The organism is Listeria welshimeri serovar 6b str. SLCC5334 (assembly GCF_000060285.1).
In the GTDB taxonomy this organism is placed as follows: domain Bacteria; phylum Bacillota; class Bacilli; order Lactobacillales; family Listeriaceae; genus Listeria; species Listeria welshimeri.
Genome location: NC_008555.1, coordinates 1,969,803 through 1,985,476 on the forward strand (window position 1 = coordinate 1,969,803; position 15,674 = coordinate 1,985,476).

The 15,674-nt window shown below is 37.6% G+C and carries 14 protein-coding genes and 1 pseudogene; 1 reads left to right on the forward strand and 14 read right to left on the reverse strand.

What is annotated here, in order from left to right; all coding sequences use genetic code 11:
- Window positions 1-34: 34 nt before the first annotated feature.
- Window positions 35-310: pseudogene (locus tag LWE_RS14810) on the reverse strand (WXG100 family type VII secretion target).
- A 465-nt stretch (window positions 311-775) separates the two neighbouring features.
- On the opposite strand from LWE_RS14810, the gene pflB reads away from it, so the two are divergent.
- Complete coding sequence (gene pflB / locus LWE_RS09890) at window positions 776-3,055, forward strand: formate C-acetyltransferase (RefSeq protein WP_011702709.1); 2,280 nt, start codon at window positions 776-778, stop codon at window positions 3,053-3,055.
- A 46-nt stretch (window positions 3,056-3,101) separates the two neighbouring features.
- On the opposite strand, the gene LWE_RS09895 is transcribed toward pflB, so the two are convergent.
- The 13 genes from LWE_RS09895 to hepT all read right to left on the reverse strand — a co-directional run bounded on the left by LWE_RS09895 (window position 3,102) and on the right by hepT (window position 15,673).
- Window positions 3,102-4,367, reverse strand: coding sequence for a BaiN/RdsA family NAD(P)/FAD-dependent oxidoreductase (locus tag LWE_RS09895; protein ID WP_011702710.1), 1,266 nt, complete (start codon window positions 4,365-4,367; stop codon window positions 3,102-3,104).
- A 117-nt stretch (window positions 4,368-4,484) separates the two neighbouring features.
- Window positions 4,485-5,168 (reverse strand): zinc metallopeptidase, encoded by a 684-nt coding sequence (locus LWE_RS09900; protein ID WP_011702711.1) that lies wholly within the window; start codon window positions 5,166-5,168, stop codon window positions 4,485-4,487.
- An 85-nt stretch (window positions 5,169-5,253) separates the two neighbouring features.
- Window positions 5,254-5,850: a lipoprotein heptaprenylglyceryl N-acetyltransferase LhaT gene (gene lhaT / locus LWE_RS09905; RefSeq protein ID WP_011702712.1), complete on the reverse strand. Its 597-nt coding sequence runs from the start codon at window positions 5,848-5,850 to the stop codon at window positions 5,254-5,256.
- Between the two features lie 87 nt (window positions 5,851-5,937).
- Complete coding sequence (locus tag LWE_RS09910) at window positions 5,938-6,483, reverse strand: ReoY family proteolytic degradation factor (RefSeq protein WP_011702713.1); 546 nt, start codon at window positions 6,481-6,483, stop codon at window positions 5,938-5,940.
- Window positions 6,484-6,514: 31 nt separating this feature from the next.
- Window positions 6,515-7,768, reverse strand: coding sequence for a tetratricopeptide repeat protein (locus tag LWE_RS09915; RefSeq protein ID WP_011702714.1), 1,254 nt, complete (start codon window positions 7,766-7,768; stop codon window positions 6,515-6,517).
- A 130-nt stretch (window positions 7,769-7,898) separates the two neighbouring features.
- On the reverse strand, window positions 7,899-9,185 hold the full coding sequence (aroA, locus tag LWE_RS09920; protein ID WP_011702715.1) for a 3-phosphoshikimate 1-carboxyvinyltransferase: 1,287 nt from the start codon (window positions 9,183-9,185) through the stop codon (window positions 7,899-7,901).
- Between the two features lie 13 nt (window positions 9,186-9,198).
- On the reverse strand, window positions 9,199-10,302 hold the full coding sequence (locus LWE_RS09925; RefSeq protein ID WP_011702716.1) for a prephenate dehydrogenase: 1,104 nt from the start codon (window positions 10,300-10,302) through the stop codon (window positions 9,199-9,201).
- Window positions 10,303-10,322: 20 nt separating this feature from the next.
- Window positions 10,323-11,405: a histidinol-phosphate transaminase gene (hisC, locus tag LWE_RS09930; RefSeq protein ID WP_011702717.1), complete on the reverse strand. Its 1,083-nt coding sequence runs from the start codon at window positions 11,403-11,405 to the stop codon at window positions 10,323-10,325.
- Window positions 11,405-11,779, reverse strand: coding sequence for a chorismate mutase (aroH, locus tag LWE_RS09935; RefSeq protein ID WP_011702718.1), 375 nt, complete (start codon window positions 11,777-11,779; stop codon window positions 11,405-11,407). Before aroH ends, hisC begins: the two co-directional genes overlap by 1 nt.
- Window positions 11,776-12,873: a 3-dehydroquinate synthase gene (gene aroB / locus LWE_RS09940; protein WP_011702719.1), complete on the reverse strand. Its 1,098-nt coding sequence runs from the start codon at window positions 12,871-12,873 to the stop codon at window positions 11,776-11,778. The genes aroH and aroB overlap by 4 nt, the downstream gene beginning before the upstream one ends.
- 2 nt (window positions 12,874-12,875) lie before the next feature.
- Window positions 12,876-14,042: a chorismate synthase gene (gene aroC, locus LWE_RS09945; protein WP_011702720.1), complete on the reverse strand. Its 1,167-nt coding sequence runs from the start codon at window positions 14,040-14,042 to the stop codon at window positions 12,876-12,878.
- 202 nt (window positions 14,043-14,244) lie between these two features.
- Complete coding sequence (ndk, locus tag LWE_RS09950; RefSeq protein ID WP_011702721.1) at window positions 14,245-14,688, reverse strand: nucleoside-diphosphate kinase; 444 nt, start codon at window positions 14,686-14,688, stop codon at window positions 14,245-14,247.
- A gap of 19 nt (window positions 14,689-14,707) precedes the next feature.
- Window positions 14,708-15,673: a heptaprenyl diphosphate synthase component II gene (gene hepT / locus LWE_RS09955; protein ID WP_011702722.1), complete on the reverse strand. Its 966-nt coding sequence runs from the start codon at window positions 15,671-15,673 to the stop codon at window positions 14,708-14,710.
- Between the last annotated feature and the right edge of the window lies 1 nt (window position 15,674).

Consider the following 15,674-nt stretch of genomic DNA (forward strand, 5'->3'; position numbering starts at 1 on the left):
GAGATTCTTATATACAACTTATTCGGTATTAGGATTAAAATCCGAAGTTTTTGTGAAAGTTGTTGATTTTGTTCTTCCACCGCCGTCGCTGTTTTTGAAGTTGTTGTTCAATTTGCTCCATCAAGTTCGCAAACTCCGTCACTTTTGATTTTAATTGATTAAACTGTTTATCAAATCGTACAACAATTGACCTTTCCATTCACTACGAAGCTGTTTTTAGCTTTGGAATAAATGTCATAGTATATGTTCAATATCTCGAGCGTTCGTACCATAAATTTTGGCACAATCCCGTAGCTCAAGCTGGACTCATTCTAATTTGTCCTATTATTTTACTTCATCTCCACCTGTTTTAATTTTTTACAAGTATACAATATCACAAGCTCATTTTCTTTGTCTATGGATATTTTGTGACGCTTACCTATCTTACAGTAATTTTGATCAAATCAGACAATCCGAAAAATTCTAACTATATTGTCTCTACAATCTTTTGAATCTAGTTTTTTCTATTACCATCAATTTCCAGCGTTACTTTTCGCAATCCGTTTACAAAATAATAGATTGGCTTTTTCATTCAATCCCCTACCATTCCCACCAAAAATCTGTATTAACACAGTCTATGAAAGCCTTTTCTAGTTATATAAAAGAAATTTAATTTCTTTGCGATTTTATATTGTATTCATTTTCACAAAGGAGTATGCTGTTCAATGAAGAAAGATTCTAAGAACAAGTTTCTGTTTTTAAGTGAAAAGAAACACAAATGAAGGAGGAAGAAATAATGACAAAAGCATGGGATGGTTTTAAAGGAACCGCATGGCAAGAAAATATTAGTGTAGGACAATTCGTTCAAGATAACTACACTCCTTACGATGGTGATGAAAGCTTTTTAGAAAAAAGCACACCAAGAACAACGAAACTAAATGAAAAAATAAATAAACTTGTAGAAGAAATGGATGCAAAAGGTGGCGTTCTTGATATGGATAACGCTATCGTATCCAATGTTGCTTCTCATAAAGCAGGTTACGTAGACCAAGAAAATGAGGTCATCGTTGGTTTACAAACAGACAAACCTTTCAAACTAGCATTTATGCCAAATGGTGGTCTTAGAACTGCAGAACAATGTTTAACAGACAATGGCTATTCTATAGACCAAGAACTACATGACTTTTATGTAAAAAACCGTTCTACTGCAAATGATGGTATTTTTAGAGCTTATACAGATGATATTAAACGTGCGCGTCACTCGCATATCGTTAGTGGTCTTCCAGATGCCTATTCTCGCGGAAGAATCATCGGCTTATATCAAAAACCAGCTCTTTACGGTGTAGATCGTTTAATCGCCGAAAAACAACAAGACTTGAAAAAAATTGCGATTTCTTCGGACGAAAACATTCGCTTACGTGAAGAAATTTGGTTACAAATCAAAGCACTTAAAGACTTAATCGTTTTAGGTAATGAATATGGTTTAGAACTTGATCGTCCAGCTGAAAATGCTACAGAAGCTGTACAATGGACTTACATGGGTTACCTTGCATCTATCAAACAAGCAAACGGTGCTGCAAGCTCTTTTGGTCGTATTCCAATTTTCCTTGATATTTATATCCAACGTGATTTAGAAAAAGGAATTATCACAGAATTCGATGCGCAAGAATTAATCGAACAATTAACCCTTAAATTAAGAATGGTTCGTTTTGCAAGAACAGATGGTTACAATGAACTTTATGCTTCCAACCCAACATTCGTAACAACTTCTATGGCTGGTATGGGTGCAGACGGTCGTCATCGTGTAACTAAAACAGATTATCGTTTCTTACACTGCCTAGACAACTTAGGAAACTCCGCGGAACCTAACTTAACCGTCCTTTGGGATGCTCGTTTACCTGAAAGTTTTAAAGAATATTGTATGAAAATGAGCGTGAAACATTCCTCTATTCAATATGAAAATGATAAATTAATGCAAGAAGAAGGTTACGGGGATATGCAATGTATCAGCTGTTGTGTTAGTCCACTTAACCCAGAAGCTGACAAAGACAAAGGCGAAACCCACAACCTGCAATATTTTGGTGCTCGTGTTAATGTGCTTAAATGTCTTCTTGGTGCAATCAACGGTGGTAAAGATGATCTTCATAAAAACCAAGTATTCGATGTTGTAGAACCAATTACAACTGAATACCTTGAATACGAAGAAGTACTAGAAAAATTCGATAAATCAATGGATTGGTTAACAGACACATACGTTGATGCTATGAATATTATTCACTTTATGACAGACAAATACAATTACGAAAGCATGCAAATGGCCTTCTTACCATCAAAAGTAACAGCCAACATGGGCTTTGGTATTTGTGGATTCGCTAATGTAGTAGATAGTTTAAGTGCGATTAAGCATGCAAAAGTAAAAACTATTCGTGACGAAGATGGCTTTGTCTATGATTATGAAGTAGAAGGCGACTTCCCTCGTTACGGTGAAAATGATGACCGTGCAGATGATATCGCTGTAATGGTTCTAAAAATGTTCAAAGACAAACTTGACTCCCACAAACTTTACAAAGATAGTGAAGCAACTGTTTCTGTTCTAACAATCACTTCAAACGTTGCTTATTCTAAACAATGTGGTAACTCCCCAGTGCATAAAGGACCTGTATTTGATGAAAATGGAAAAATCGTCAAAGAACCAGAATTCTTCAGTCCTGGAGCTAACCCTTCTAACAAAGCAAAAGGTGGTTTCTTAGATAACCTTGCTAGTCTTTCTAAATTACCGTTCCATTATGCAAATGACGGAATTTCCTTAACTATCCAAGGAGCTCCAAAAATGTTCGGTAAAACAACAGAAGAACAACATCACAATCTCGTTGGTATTCTAGATGGTTACTTTACAAAAGGCGGTCAACATATTAACTTAAATGTTCTTAACCACGACGAAGTAATCGAAAAAATCAAAGCTGGTATTCCAGTAATCTTGCGTATCAGTGGTTACTGCTTAAATACAAAAGACTTAAATGAAGAACAAAAAATGGAACTATGCCAAAGAATGTTCCACGAAAAATTAATCGGTTAATAAGAAAAAGAACCAAATCTGCGAAAAAACAGATTTGGTTCTTTTTTTATGCATTCGATACTTCCGCCGCATAGGCTCCTGCCGTATGTCCAGTCACTAGTGCGCAAGTAATATTATATCCACCCGTATAACCATTGATATCAAGTATTTCCCCACAGAAAAATAATCCTTCCATCAATTTAGACTGCATCTCTTTTGGCTTGATTTCCTTTACAGAAACCCCACCGCCTGTCACAAATGCTTTTTCAAAATCAAGCGTCCCATTTACTTCAAACGTAAAATCTTTTAATAAATGAATAAACTGTTCGATTTTTTTAGGACTTACTTGTTTATATTCAGCTGTTTCATCTAGTTCTGCTTTTTCTAGTAAAAATAACAATAACTTCTCTTGTAAAAGAGCACTTAGCGAATTTTTTAATGCTTTTTTTGGATTTTCCTTTAACATTTTATAAACATCTTTTGCAAGTTCACCAGCTGATACATTCGGGAATAAATCCAGACGCATTTTCACCTTACTAGCACCCGTTTTCTTTAATTCGCGAAGCACAAACATACTACATCTAAGTGCTGCCGGTCCCGATACGCCAAAATGCGTGAAAATCATATCCATTTGATGTGTAATAATCGGTTTTCCTTTTGCATTTAATACCGAAAGTGATACATCTCGGAGCGACGTCCCTTGTAGCACTTTTTGCTTTATAAAAGGTTCACTAGAAGTAATTGGAACTTCTGTCGGATAAAGTTCTGTGATGGTATGTCCCGCTTTTTTTGCCCAAGCATAGCCATCACCTGTCGAACCAGTCCGAGGAACAGATTTACCACCCACTGCAACAATAACAGCACTTGCTGAAATTTCTTGACCATCTTTTAAAGTCACACCTTTGACATGGCCACCCTCGTAATCAACTTGCTTCACCGTCGTTTGCATATAAATTTTTACACCAAGTTTTTCCATCCGTTGAATCATCGCTTCTGCAACAGAACGTGCGCTATTTGATACAGGAAACATTCTTCCATGGTCTTCCTCTTTTAACGCCACACCTAATCTTTCAAAAAAACGAATAATATCTTCATTATCAAACGCATGAAACGCACTATATAAAAAACGACCATTACCAGGAATATGTTTGATGATTTCTTCTGCTGGTCGTCTATTCGTTACATTACAACGTCCACCGCCAGACATAATTAATTTACGCCCTAGCTTTGGACCTTTCTCAATTAACAAAACGCGTTTGTTCTTCTCCGCTGCACTGATCGCTGCCATAAGTCCAGATGGCCCACCACCAATGACAATTACATCATAATCCATTGATTGTCCCGCTCCTTTACTTTATCCGAGTATAAGTATAGCAAGCATTTGGTTCACTGCCAACCCTTTTTCATCAAAAGAAAAGACCTGAGAATTTTCTCAAGTCCTTCGTTCATTCTAATTTCGATTCATATTCGTAAAAATAAGTAATAGTCTTAGAAGTTCCAGTACAGCTACAGCCATTGCAGCAACATAAGTCATTGCAGCGGCACTAAGCACTTTCTTCGCTTGTGGAAGTTCGGATGATGATACTAGACCGCCACTTTCTAATTGAACAAGTGCGCGCTTACTTGCATCGAATTCGACTGGTAATGTTATTAATTGGAAAAGCACCCCTACTGCCATCAAAATAATTCCTAGTAGCATGAAACCTGGAAAATTTGCAAGCATTCCGATAATGAGGAACACCCAAGAAATATTGGAACTAAACATCGTTACAGGAACGAGTGCGGAACGAAATCGCATAAAAGCATAATCTTGTTGATCTTGAATCGCGTGTCCTACTTCATGGGCCGCAACAGCTGCACCGGCGATAGAACGACCGCGGAAGTTAGCTTCAGAGAGGAAAACTGCTTTTTTTCTTGGATCATAATGATCACTTAACATTCCTTTTGTTTCATGAACTGGAACGTTTGTTAAACCATTTGTATCCAAAATATGACGTGCAACCTCGGCACCAGTTAAACCATTCGCTACGCCAACTTTGGAATAATGTGCGTACGTAGTTTTAACTCGATACTGCGCCCAAAGCGGGATGGCAGCAACTATAATAAAATAAATAATATACTGACTAAATGTCATCTAATCATCTTCCTCCTATTACTTTTTTCAAAAAATTTCTCTTACTTATTAGTATAGATGAAGCTGTTCCAAGACTCAAACGCTTTTACTTATCATGAGGAAATTCTAATGTATGATGCCCTTTTTTTATCGTTTTATCATATACAAGCCACAAAACAATAACCGTCAGCCAAAAAGTCGCATAACCAATTTCAGGTAAATATTTTTCTAATCCCATATAAATCGGCATTTGCCCAAATAAATAATCAATGATGTCATTATGAAAGGCCCATACAGCTGCCACCATAAAATGACCAATCCGAAAACGATAAAATGGAGCATAAAGAATACCCTCTACTGCCATAAAACCATGCGTTAAAATAAGCATTACACCTGCCCAAACAATGGTTCCCTGATCAATCATATAAAAAACATTCATGCCAACAGCCCATAAACCATATTTTACTAAACAAACAAATGCGAGCGCCTCCATTAAAGGCCAGTGCTTTTTCCCAAGAAAAGCAACTAATGCTAAAGTGAAAAATAGAATTGCTGTTGGACTATCTGGCACAAACAACCAAAATCGCGGCTCAGTTATTTGTAATTGTGGTAAATACCATATGTATCCGTAAATCGCCCCTAGTAAATTACCAAAAAAAAGTAATCGTAAAAATGCTCGATTTGCGAGTAAGCTATAAAACAAATTCTCCCAACTCCCTAAAAAATCCTAGCTGAGTAACAAAATGAAGCTATATCCCACTTCATTTCATTACCACCTAGGATGTATTTCTTATTCTTCTTTCTTATCCATCTGATGTAAAATACGAACCAACTTATGAAAAACAGCTTCATCACGAGCATCAAGCGCATCATCAATTTGTTGTAATAATTTTCCCCTTGAAAATTGATTAACGGATTGATAAATAAGTGCATCCGCCATTTCTTTTTCCTCATCAGCAAGCTTCAATGCTGTAAAAGGATTGTCTTCACGAACAAGCGCATATTCTGGTGAGCTTAACGCTTCTTCAAAATGAAGTTCAATATATAGCTCCTCGTCCCAGTTTAACCGAATATCGTGAAATGCTTTTTCTGGATCTGTTGTCATAATATTACCTTTGAAAAATAGGAATGGCTCGGATTCAACACCGTGAGCACTAAGTGAAAGTCCTCGCGCACACCCTTCCAAATTATCAACAAAATGAACATATTTTACAATTTGATCATGGCCAGCAATATAATTTAAAACCCACATTGCTTCTCTGGTCTTCATTTGGTGTTTATTTAAAAACCAGCGAATAAAATCTTTCTTCTCATCTATTGAAATGGATGCTTTCATCTTTCCTCAGTCCCTTCCTGCATTCTTTTATTTAATCAAATAAAGATAAAATCTCTGTGTCTTCTGGCTCAAGTGCTAAGTAGTTACGCAAAATTTCTTGTGATTTCTCGTGTTCCCCTTCTTCTCTTAAAAATAAACCATATTCTTTTAAGAAAGTAGGATTACTTGTAAAATGAGGATAAGCCAGTTCATAATTTGCTTTTGCTTTATTATATTGTTCTGTTTCCTGATATGCAACACTTACGTCCCAGAAAATTTGTGGTTCAGAAATAATTTCTTCGCCAAGCCCTTCAACTAATTCAATAACGCCTTCATAATTTTCTTTCGCAAGTAATAATTTATTCAATTGCATAATCGCTTCTGAAAATTCTTCATCAAGCACAATCGCTTGACGATAAAACTCTTCTCCTTCTTCTGGCAAACGAAGTGTCACAGCAAGATTCCCTGCTTCTAAGAACATTTCTTTGTTGAATTCATCTTGTGTTAATCCATCTCGAAGTACCGCAATGGCTTTTTCTGCCTCCCCGTTTTCCTCATAACTTTTTGCTAAATAAGAATAAAGCGTTGTGTAGGACGGGTCATGTTCGCGTAAATGTTCCAATGCATGAATTGCTTTTGTGTAATCTTTTGCCTGATAAGCCGTTAGCCCCATTCCAAAAAGTGTATCCACCGATTCTTTATCTTCTAGCGCACGTTCATAGTAAGTTAACGCTTCTTCAAACGCCCCACTTGCAGCAAAGGCTTCCGCAATACGTTCATATACAGACACAGCACCATTAGAAATAACTGTTAATCCTGCTTCCACAGCCGTTTGGTAAGACTGCACCGCCGAAGCAAATCTAGCTTGTGATAAATAGTATTCTCCTAGAGCAAAATCAATAATTGGCTCATTAGGTGCCATTTGTTTAGCTTCAAGTAATTTCTGCTCACTTACTTCAAACAAACCTTGCATTTGATATAAATCAGCTAAAACGAGCAAACTTTCAATGTATGCTTCATCTTCTTTGTTCACTTTTTCTAAATAATCTTGCGCAGAATCCATATCGTCTTTTTCAAGCGCCACTTCCGCTGCACGGACAAGCAGTTCGCCCTCATCCTTGTATTTCGCTATCAGAAGTTCATATAAATCTTCTGTTTCATCTAAAAATCCGAGTGTAAATAACTCTTCTGCTAAATAATATTGTTCCTCATCAGTCCCCACTTGCACTACTTCATCAAAATACTTCTTTGCAAGTACCATATCTTCATGCTCTAACGCATGTAACATTTTATTAGCTAAATCCAATTCTGCACCTTCTTTATTAATAAGTCGTTTTCCTATTATACCATTTCTTTCCTCATAAGAAAAAGTGATTGCCTCTCTTAAATAAAAAAACAGTGCTAATGTAGTTTTCACATAGCACTGGTAGTTAATTTTATTTTAAAAGAGAGCGAATATCCTCAAAGAATGTGGGATAAGAAACCGAAACCGCTTCTGCTCTGTCTAGTTCCACATCCCCATCTTCTACAAGAAGTGCAGCAATTTGAAGCATCATCCCAATACGATGATCCCCGTAACTCGTTACATTTGCTGCATGGAGAGGTGTTTTTCCACGAATAATTAAGCCGTCTTCAGTGGGTGTAATATCTGCACCCATTTTGTTTAGTTCGGTAGCCACTGCATCAATTCGGTTTGTTTCTTTTACTTTTAGTTCAGCAGCGTCTTTTATGATAGTAGTTCCTTCCGCTTGCGTTGCTAAAAGAGCGATAACCGGAATTTCATCAATTAAACGAGGTATAATATCGCCGCCAATTTCTGTTCCTTTTAATTCGCTAGATTTCACAACCACTGTTCCCGCTAATTTACCAGTACTTCTGCTAGAATCTTTTACAACTAAACTGCCACCCATTTGTTCTACCACATCAAAAATTCCAGTTCTTGTTGGATTTAAACCAACGTGAGTTAGCTCGATTTCACTATTTGGCATGATTAAACCAGCTACGATGAAGAAAGCCGCAGAGGAAACATCTCCTGGAACAGTCATTTCTTGTCCGATAAATTTTTGGCCGCCTTTAACGCGAATTGTTAAGCCATCCATTTCAATCTCACCGCCAAATTGGCGAATCATGTGTTCGGTATGATCACGTGTTTTTTCTTTTTCATGGATAATTGTTTCGCCGTCCGCTTGTAAAGCTGCAAAAATAATGGCGCTTTTCACTTGCGCACTTGCAACAGGCATATGATATTCCACCCGTTTTAAGGATTGTTTCCCTAAAATAGTAATTGGTGCAAATTCAGAACCATCTTTTCCGTGCATCTTTGCGCCCATTTCTTGCAGTGGAAGCATAACACGATTCATTGGCCTTTTTGCAATGGATTCATCACCTAAAATAACTGTATCAAAATCTCGTCCAGCTAAAATCCCCATCATTAAACGAATGGTTGTTCCAGAGTTACCAATATCAAGCGGACCATCTGCTTGTTTTAAACCATCAAACCCAGTACCGTGGACAATAATTTCTTCATCGGTTTCTTCAATTTTTACACCTAAAGCTTTAAATGCCTTAATCGTTCCGAGGCAATCATCTGCACGCAAGAAATGACGAATGACCGTTTTTCCTTCAGCAATTGCCCCAAACATAATACTACGATGAGACATTGATTTATCTCCAGGGACTGTGATATTACCAACTAGCCCTTGTTTATTTGTAATTAATTTCATCGTCATTTCTCTCCTATTCATAATGGCATGTATAGTTACTTCTAGTTTCAATGCAACGTTTTGCCCTATCCCTATCTTCATCTGATTGGAAAGTAATTTGTAACACACCAAAAATATCTTCGCGTGTTTCCAAAATCTTGATGTTCGTTAAACTAATTTCTTCTTCGCCCAAATATCTAGTTACCTCAGAAATAACACCTGGATAATCTGGTACATCGACAAATAAATCGTAAAAAGATGGAATTGCGCCGCCTTGATGAACTGGCAAGGAATCTCGAAATTCTTTTGCTCCGTCAAAAAAGGCATAAATCGCACGAGCATCTTCACTTTCAAGCATCTTAAGTGCTTGGTTTATACTATCTCGCCAAATCGTCAGCTGTTTTGTTAACGTTTTTTGGTTACTGATAGAAATGTCCGTCCACATTCTTGGATCTGAAGAAGCAACCCGCGTAATGTCACGAAATCCACCTGCTGCAAGTCGAAAAGCAGCAGGATGTTCTTCTGTAAAACTTTGTGTCTGATTAACTAAAGCTGCTGCAACAATATGAGGCAAGTGGCTCAGCATACCAGTAATTTCATCATGTTCCTTTGGTGATAACACTAAGAATTTAGCATTCGTTCCAGATAGCCAATTTTTTAGTTTAGCCACTTTGTCTTCTGCTACATCTTTCGTTGGCGTTAACAAATAATAAGCATTTTCAAACAATAGTTCCTTCGCAGCTCGAACGCCACTTTTATGCGAACCGGCCATTGGATGACCGCCGATGAATGTCATGCCACTTTTCCTGAGTGCGGTGGATGCTTCCATAATAGTACCTTTTGTACTTCCGGTATCTGTTACAATGACACCTTTCTTTAGACGCAGTCCAGGTAAGCGTGTTAATAACTGTTCTGTTTCTTTTACCGGACAACAGAAAATAAGTAAATCCGCTTTTGGGCCATCTATTAAAATACTTTCGCCAATTTCATCAATAACGCCGAGAGACTTTCCAACTTCTAAGGAATGATAAGAAACGTCAATTCCGATGATATGTGCTTCTGGATGTTTGGCTTTAATCGCAAGGGCAATAGAACCGCCAATTAACCCAAGCCCAACAATAACTACCGTCCCTTTCATTCAAAAACGCCTCCAAACACTTACAATAATTTTTCTAAAAGTGCAATGACCGCACTATTTTCTTCTTCTTTTCCGATAGTAATTCGAACCGCTGTTGGAAAACCAAGTGCTGCCCCGGAACGTGTGATATAGCCATTTTTTTCTAAATAGCTAAAAATAGTTCCTGCTTCAATTCCTAAATCTATTAAAACAAAGTTCCCATTCGCCGGATACAGTTTCACTTGTTCAAAACGTTTAGCGAATGCTTCGTATTGTTTAATTCCATTTGCATTGGACGTCCTACATGCTTCAATAAAAGCTTGATCTTTTATTGCTTCTATGGCTAATTTTTGACCTATACTTGTTGTATTAAAAGGTGGACGGACAATATTAAGCTGGTTGATAATTTCTTTATCCGCGATACCATAACCAACGCGTGCACTTGCCAAACCATAAATCTTGCTAAAAGTTCGAGTAATAATCACATTTTTATAAGTGCGAATTAGTTTTTCATGTTTTTCAGGTTGTGGCGTTACATATTCAATATACGCTTCATCCAAGACCACAAGGACATCGCTTGGCACTTTGTCTAAAAACGCCTGAATATCTGCTAATTCAATATAATTTCCTGTTGGATTATTTGGATTACAAATCCAGACAATCGTTGTTTTTTCATCTATCGCATCAAGCATACCTTCTAAATTATGTTCTCCATCTGCAAGAAGTGGGATTTCTTTTACTTCCGCACCTTCAATGAGAGCATTTTGACGGTATTGTACAAATGTTGGTGTTGCCATGACCGTATTAGTCGTATTATCTAGCAGTACTCTTGTTAATAATTCAATCAATTCATCCACACCAGCAGTAAAAATTAATTCTTCTTCTTCCAACTGATAAAAAGCAGCTACTTCTTTACGCAAACTTGAAGCCCAACCATCTGGATAAATTTCTGTTTCCACACATGAATTTGCTTGCATAGCCGCCACTTTTGGAGAAGTTCCAAGCGGGTTTTCATTGGAGGATAGTTTCGTGATTTCCGTCAAACCAAGTTCTGCCATTACTTCTTCTTCGCGTTTCCCAGGTTTATAAGAAGACAGACCTGTAAGTGATTTTTTCCATTTCATTACGCATCCTCCTCTTTCACTAAATCTGGGCGTAATACTTTTGCTTTTCGTAAATAGACATGATTGATTGCTTCAAGTGGCTTATGTAAATCTGTGAATACCATGAAGCGAATACACATTGGAAGCGAATTTGGTACCGGAATCTCTTGCATTCCCATTACAGGAACATATTCAAAACCAGCTGTTTCGCGCACTGCTTTCGCTGGAAAAGCAGCAAAAATATCTTCTGTCACCGTAATAATAACCGATGTCAGTTGCTCACTCTTTCCAATTTCATTCTGAGTTAAAATTTCTTCAAATAATTCCTTCGTTGCTGCATAAATTTCTTCTGGTGTATTATTTTCTATTGTCGTTGCCCCGCGAATTGCTCTCAAAATGCATCCTCTCCATTTCTCATTACCCGTTTGTATGTTTCAAAAATCAACTCGTCTTCCGCTTTGAAAATGACTGGTTTCCCAATTTCTTTAAGTAAAACCATACTTATTTCATTAAAAGTTGTTTTTTTATCATGACGCATATTTTCCAGTATATTGCTAAAAGGAACTGTCACATCAAAAGTCGTATCATAACCGAGATTTCTTAACCAAGTTTTAAATTCTGCTAAGTTGAAATCCAGTCCGTAAATCGTCTCACTCATCGTTAACGCGTAAATCATCCCGTAGGTAATCGCCTCACCATGAAGCCATTTGCTAAAGTTACCATAAGCTTCTAATGCATGGCCAAACGTGTGACCGAAATTCAAATACGCGCGCACACCTTGCTCTGTTTCATCTTGAGCTACAATATTCGCTTTGATTTCAATTCCACGCTGTAAAAATGGAGTCAAGTCCTTCGTATAAAAGTCTTTTGGCTCTGTAAAAGTGTCCATCAAAGCACGCAGCAATGTATAATCACTAATAAGTGCATGTTTAATCATTTCCGCAAAACCAGAACGCATTTCCCGTTCTGGCAAAGTAGCAAAAAACTGCGTATCATAAATAACGGCTTCCGGTTGATAAAAATTTCCAATCATGTTCTTACCAAGCGGATGATTAATCGCGACCTTACCACCAACCGCACTATCATGCGCAAGAACTGTTGTAGGTACCTGATAAAATGGAATCCCTCTCATATAAGTAGAAGCCACAAATCCACCTAAATCCCCAATAACGCCGCCACCAAAAGCAATTAAAACAGCTTTACGATCAAGTCCTGATTCAATCATTTTTGTCATCACATCTTCATAAACACGGAAGGTTTTTGCTTCTTCCCCATTTGGCGCTACATAATAAGTAACTACAGGTAAATCAGTAAGAATCTCGTCAAGTTTTGACTTATGCAGTTCCGCCACGTGTCCATCCGTTAAGACAAACACGTGTGAATACTTAGCTAGACTCTCTGTCCATTTTCCTCGGACATCATCTAAGGCGAATTCATTAATATATACTGGGTATGTTTTACTTTTGGCACGGACTGTAATTTCTGGCATGTTTAAAACTCCTTCGTTAAGTTTCGGTGTTCCTCCACATGTTTTTTAAGCGTATCAAAACGATCGCCATCAAATTTTTCTAAAACAGCAACAGCTACTTCCCAAGCAACAACAGCTTCAGCTACCACGCTTGCAGCAGGTACCGCGCAACTATCCGAACGTTCCACACTTGCATTAAATGTTTCTTTAGAATCAATATCCACACTTTGAAGTGGTTTGTATAATGTTGGGATCGGCTTCATTACTCCACGAACAACGATTGGCATACCATTTGTCATTCCGCCTTCAAATCCTCCAAGATTATTTGTGCGTCTTGTATAACCATCTTCTTTACTCCATAAAATTTCATCCATTACTTCGCTACCTGGTTTTCTAGCAGCTTCAAAACCGACACCGAATTCAGCACCTTTAAATGCGTTGATACTTACAATCGCACGAGCAATTTTCGCATCTAATTTTTTGTCCCATTGAACATAGCTACCAAGTCCTGCTGGTACGCCGCCAACTACAACTTCAACGATTCCACCAATGGTATCGCCATTTTTCTTGGCATCATCAATTTTTTGCATCATTTCTTTTTCAGCTACCTCATCTAAACAACGTACTGGAGAGGCTTCGGACGTTTCTTTTATTTCTGAAACTGAAAAATCACGTGTTAAATTTGCACGAGTACCACCAATTTCAAGTACATGACCTGCAACTTCAATACCAAGTTCATGTAATAGTTTTTTCGCTATTGCACCTGCTGCTACACGGACAGTTGTTTCACGCGCACTAGAACGTTCCAAAACATTACGCATATCGTTATGGCCATATTTCATGCCTCCAACTAAATCCGCATGTCCTGGACGCGGGCGAGATACACGACGAGATTTTTCATTTTTTTCTGGAACTGGTTCAATACTCATAACCGTTTCCCAATGTTTCCAGTCTTTATTTTCAACAAACATCGCTACAGGTGCGCCGAGTGTCTTACCATGGCGAATTCCTGCTGTGATTTGCACTTGGTCTTTTTCAATTCGCATACGAGCACCACGACCATGTCCGCCTTGTCTTCTTTTTAATTCTTTATTAACATCTTCTGCAAGTAAGGGCATTCCTGCTGGTAAACCTTCAATAATAGTTGTAAGTCCTGGCCCATGTGATTCTCCTGCCGTTAAGTATCTCATTTCAACAACTCTCCTTTTTCTATTTAAGCTAGATTTTCTAGCAATGATATTTTAGCGCTTTAAAGTATATGTGTAATATCTTAACATATGCCAAGCGAGAACACAATACTTTAGTCTCATTCTTTATCATATCAAAAAACCGCGCCAAAGGGTAATTTCTCTATGAAAAAAGAGCCTAGGTTTCCCTAAACTCTCCATTATATCAAACCCAAATATCTACTGCCTTTTCATAACTTAAAATTTCATGTGGTTCAAAAAACAACTGAATTTCTCGTTTCGCACTCTCAGGACTGTCAGAGCCATGTATCACATTTCTATTCGTATGTACCGCATATTCCGCGCGAATTGTTCCAGCATCTGCTTCTAATGGATTTGTTTTACCCATCATTCGGCGCGCTATTTTAATCACATCATCGCCCTCTAAAACCATCGCAAACACAGGACCAGAAGTAATAAATCCAATTAAATCTTCAAAAAAAGGTTTACCAATATGTTCAGCGTAATGCTGTTCTGCTAGTTTTCGGTCAATTTGTATTAATTTACCAGCTACTAATTTTATACCTTTTTTCTCTATTTTAGCTACAATTTCACCAATAAGTCCTCGTTCCACACCATCCGGCTTAACCATTACATAAGTTTGTTCCATGATAGAATCCTCCCTCACGTTAATAATTTCTTTTATCTAAAACACGAACGATTTGCTTCAGCGGCTTTAATTCAGGAACTTGCGGTAAAGAATCGAGCATTCCTACGGCTTTTTTTAAGTAAGCTGTCGCGATATCTTCTGCTTTTTTTGCTCCTGATTTTTTCACTTCTTCTACTAAAGCGGCAATTTCTTCTGCTGGCGTTTCCTCTGTTACCTGGCAGATTCGTTTTTTTAGAAAAGGATCTTCCATTGCAAAAAATACTGGCAACGTCACATTCCCTTGTCTTAAATCTTCTCCAGCTGGTTTACCGAGTTCTTTTTCTGAGCCAACAAAATCAAGTACATCATCCGTAATTTGAAACGCCATACCAACATAATAACCAAAACGATATAACTTCTGATAATCCGCTTCACTTTGACCAGAAACAATACCACCAAGTCCACAACTAGCTGCGATTAGTAAAGCAGTTTTTCGTTTAATGCGCCGTAAATAATTACGCACACTTTGATCAAAATTATATTTATCTTTTAATTGTTCGATTTCGCCGGTAGAAAGTTCCACAGTCACATGCGATAACATTTTGTGTGCGGCAACATCTTTAATTTCTGTCATATATTCTAAAGACTTCGCAAATAAAAAGTCGCCAGTATACATCGCAATATGGTTACCCCATTTTGACTTGATTGTTTCACGCCCACGCCGCAAATCCGCATCATCTACTACATCATCATGAACAATAGATGCCATATGAATTAATTCAATCGCAACACTCGCATTTTTCACTGCCCCGAAATCCGCATCAGGCGAAAGTCTCGCAGACAGACAAACGAACATTGGTCTAATTCGTTTTCCTCCAGCTTCTAACAAATGAAGCGCTGTATCAGATGTTGTTTCAGCAGCTGCACCAGAAAGAGCTTTTTTTAGTTCTTTTTCCACTAAGTCAATGTCTTTTTGCATATTTGCATATAAAAAGTTAAGTTTCATG

What these genes read in the sequence shown, in the direction of transcription:
- pflB (WP_011702709.1), top strand. Translation starts at nt 776, where the DNA reads ATGACAAAAGCATGGGATGGTTTTAAAGGAACCGCATGGCAAGAAAAT.
- LWE_RS09895 (WP_011702710.1), bottom strand. Translation starts at nt 4,367, where the DNA reads ATGGATTATGATGTAATTGTCATTGGTGGTGGGCCATCTGGACTTATG.
- LWE_RS09900 (WP_011702711.1), bottom strand. Translation starts at nt 5,168, where the DNA reads ATGACATTTAGTCAGTATATTATTTATTTTATTATAGTTGCTGCCATC.
- LWE_RS09910 (WP_011702713.1), bottom strand. Translation starts at nt 6,483, where the DNA reads ATGAAAGCATCCATTTCAATAGATGAGAAGAAAGATTTTATTCGCTGG.
- aroA (WP_011702715.1), bottom strand. Translation starts at nt 9,185, where the DNA reads ATGAAATTAATTACAAATAAACAAGGGCTAGTTGGTAATATCACAGTC.
- LWE_RS09925 (WP_011702716.1), bottom strand. Translation starts at nt 10,302, where the DNA reads ATGAAAGGGACGGTAGTTATTGTTGGGCTTGGGTTAATTGGCGGTTCT.
- hisC (WP_011702717.1), bottom strand. Translation starts at nt 11,405, where the DNA reads ATGAAATGGAAAAAATCACTTACAGGTCTGTCTTCTTATAAACCTGGG.
- aroB (WP_011702719.1), bottom strand. Translation starts at nt 12,873, where the DNA reads ATGCCAGAAATTACAGTCCGTGCCAAAAGTAAAACATACCCAGTATAT.
- aroC (WP_011702720.1), bottom strand. Translation starts at nt 14,042, where the DNA reads ATGAGATACTTAACGGCAGGAGAATCACATGGGCCAGGACTTACAACT.
- ndk (WP_011702721.1), bottom strand. Translation starts at nt 14,688, where the DNA reads ATGGAACAAACTTATGTAATGGTTAAGCCGGATGGTGTGGAACGAGGA.
- hepT (WP_011702722.1), bottom strand. Translation starts at nt 15,673, where the DNA reads ATGAAACTTAACTTTTTATATGCAAATATGCAAAAAGACATTGACTTA.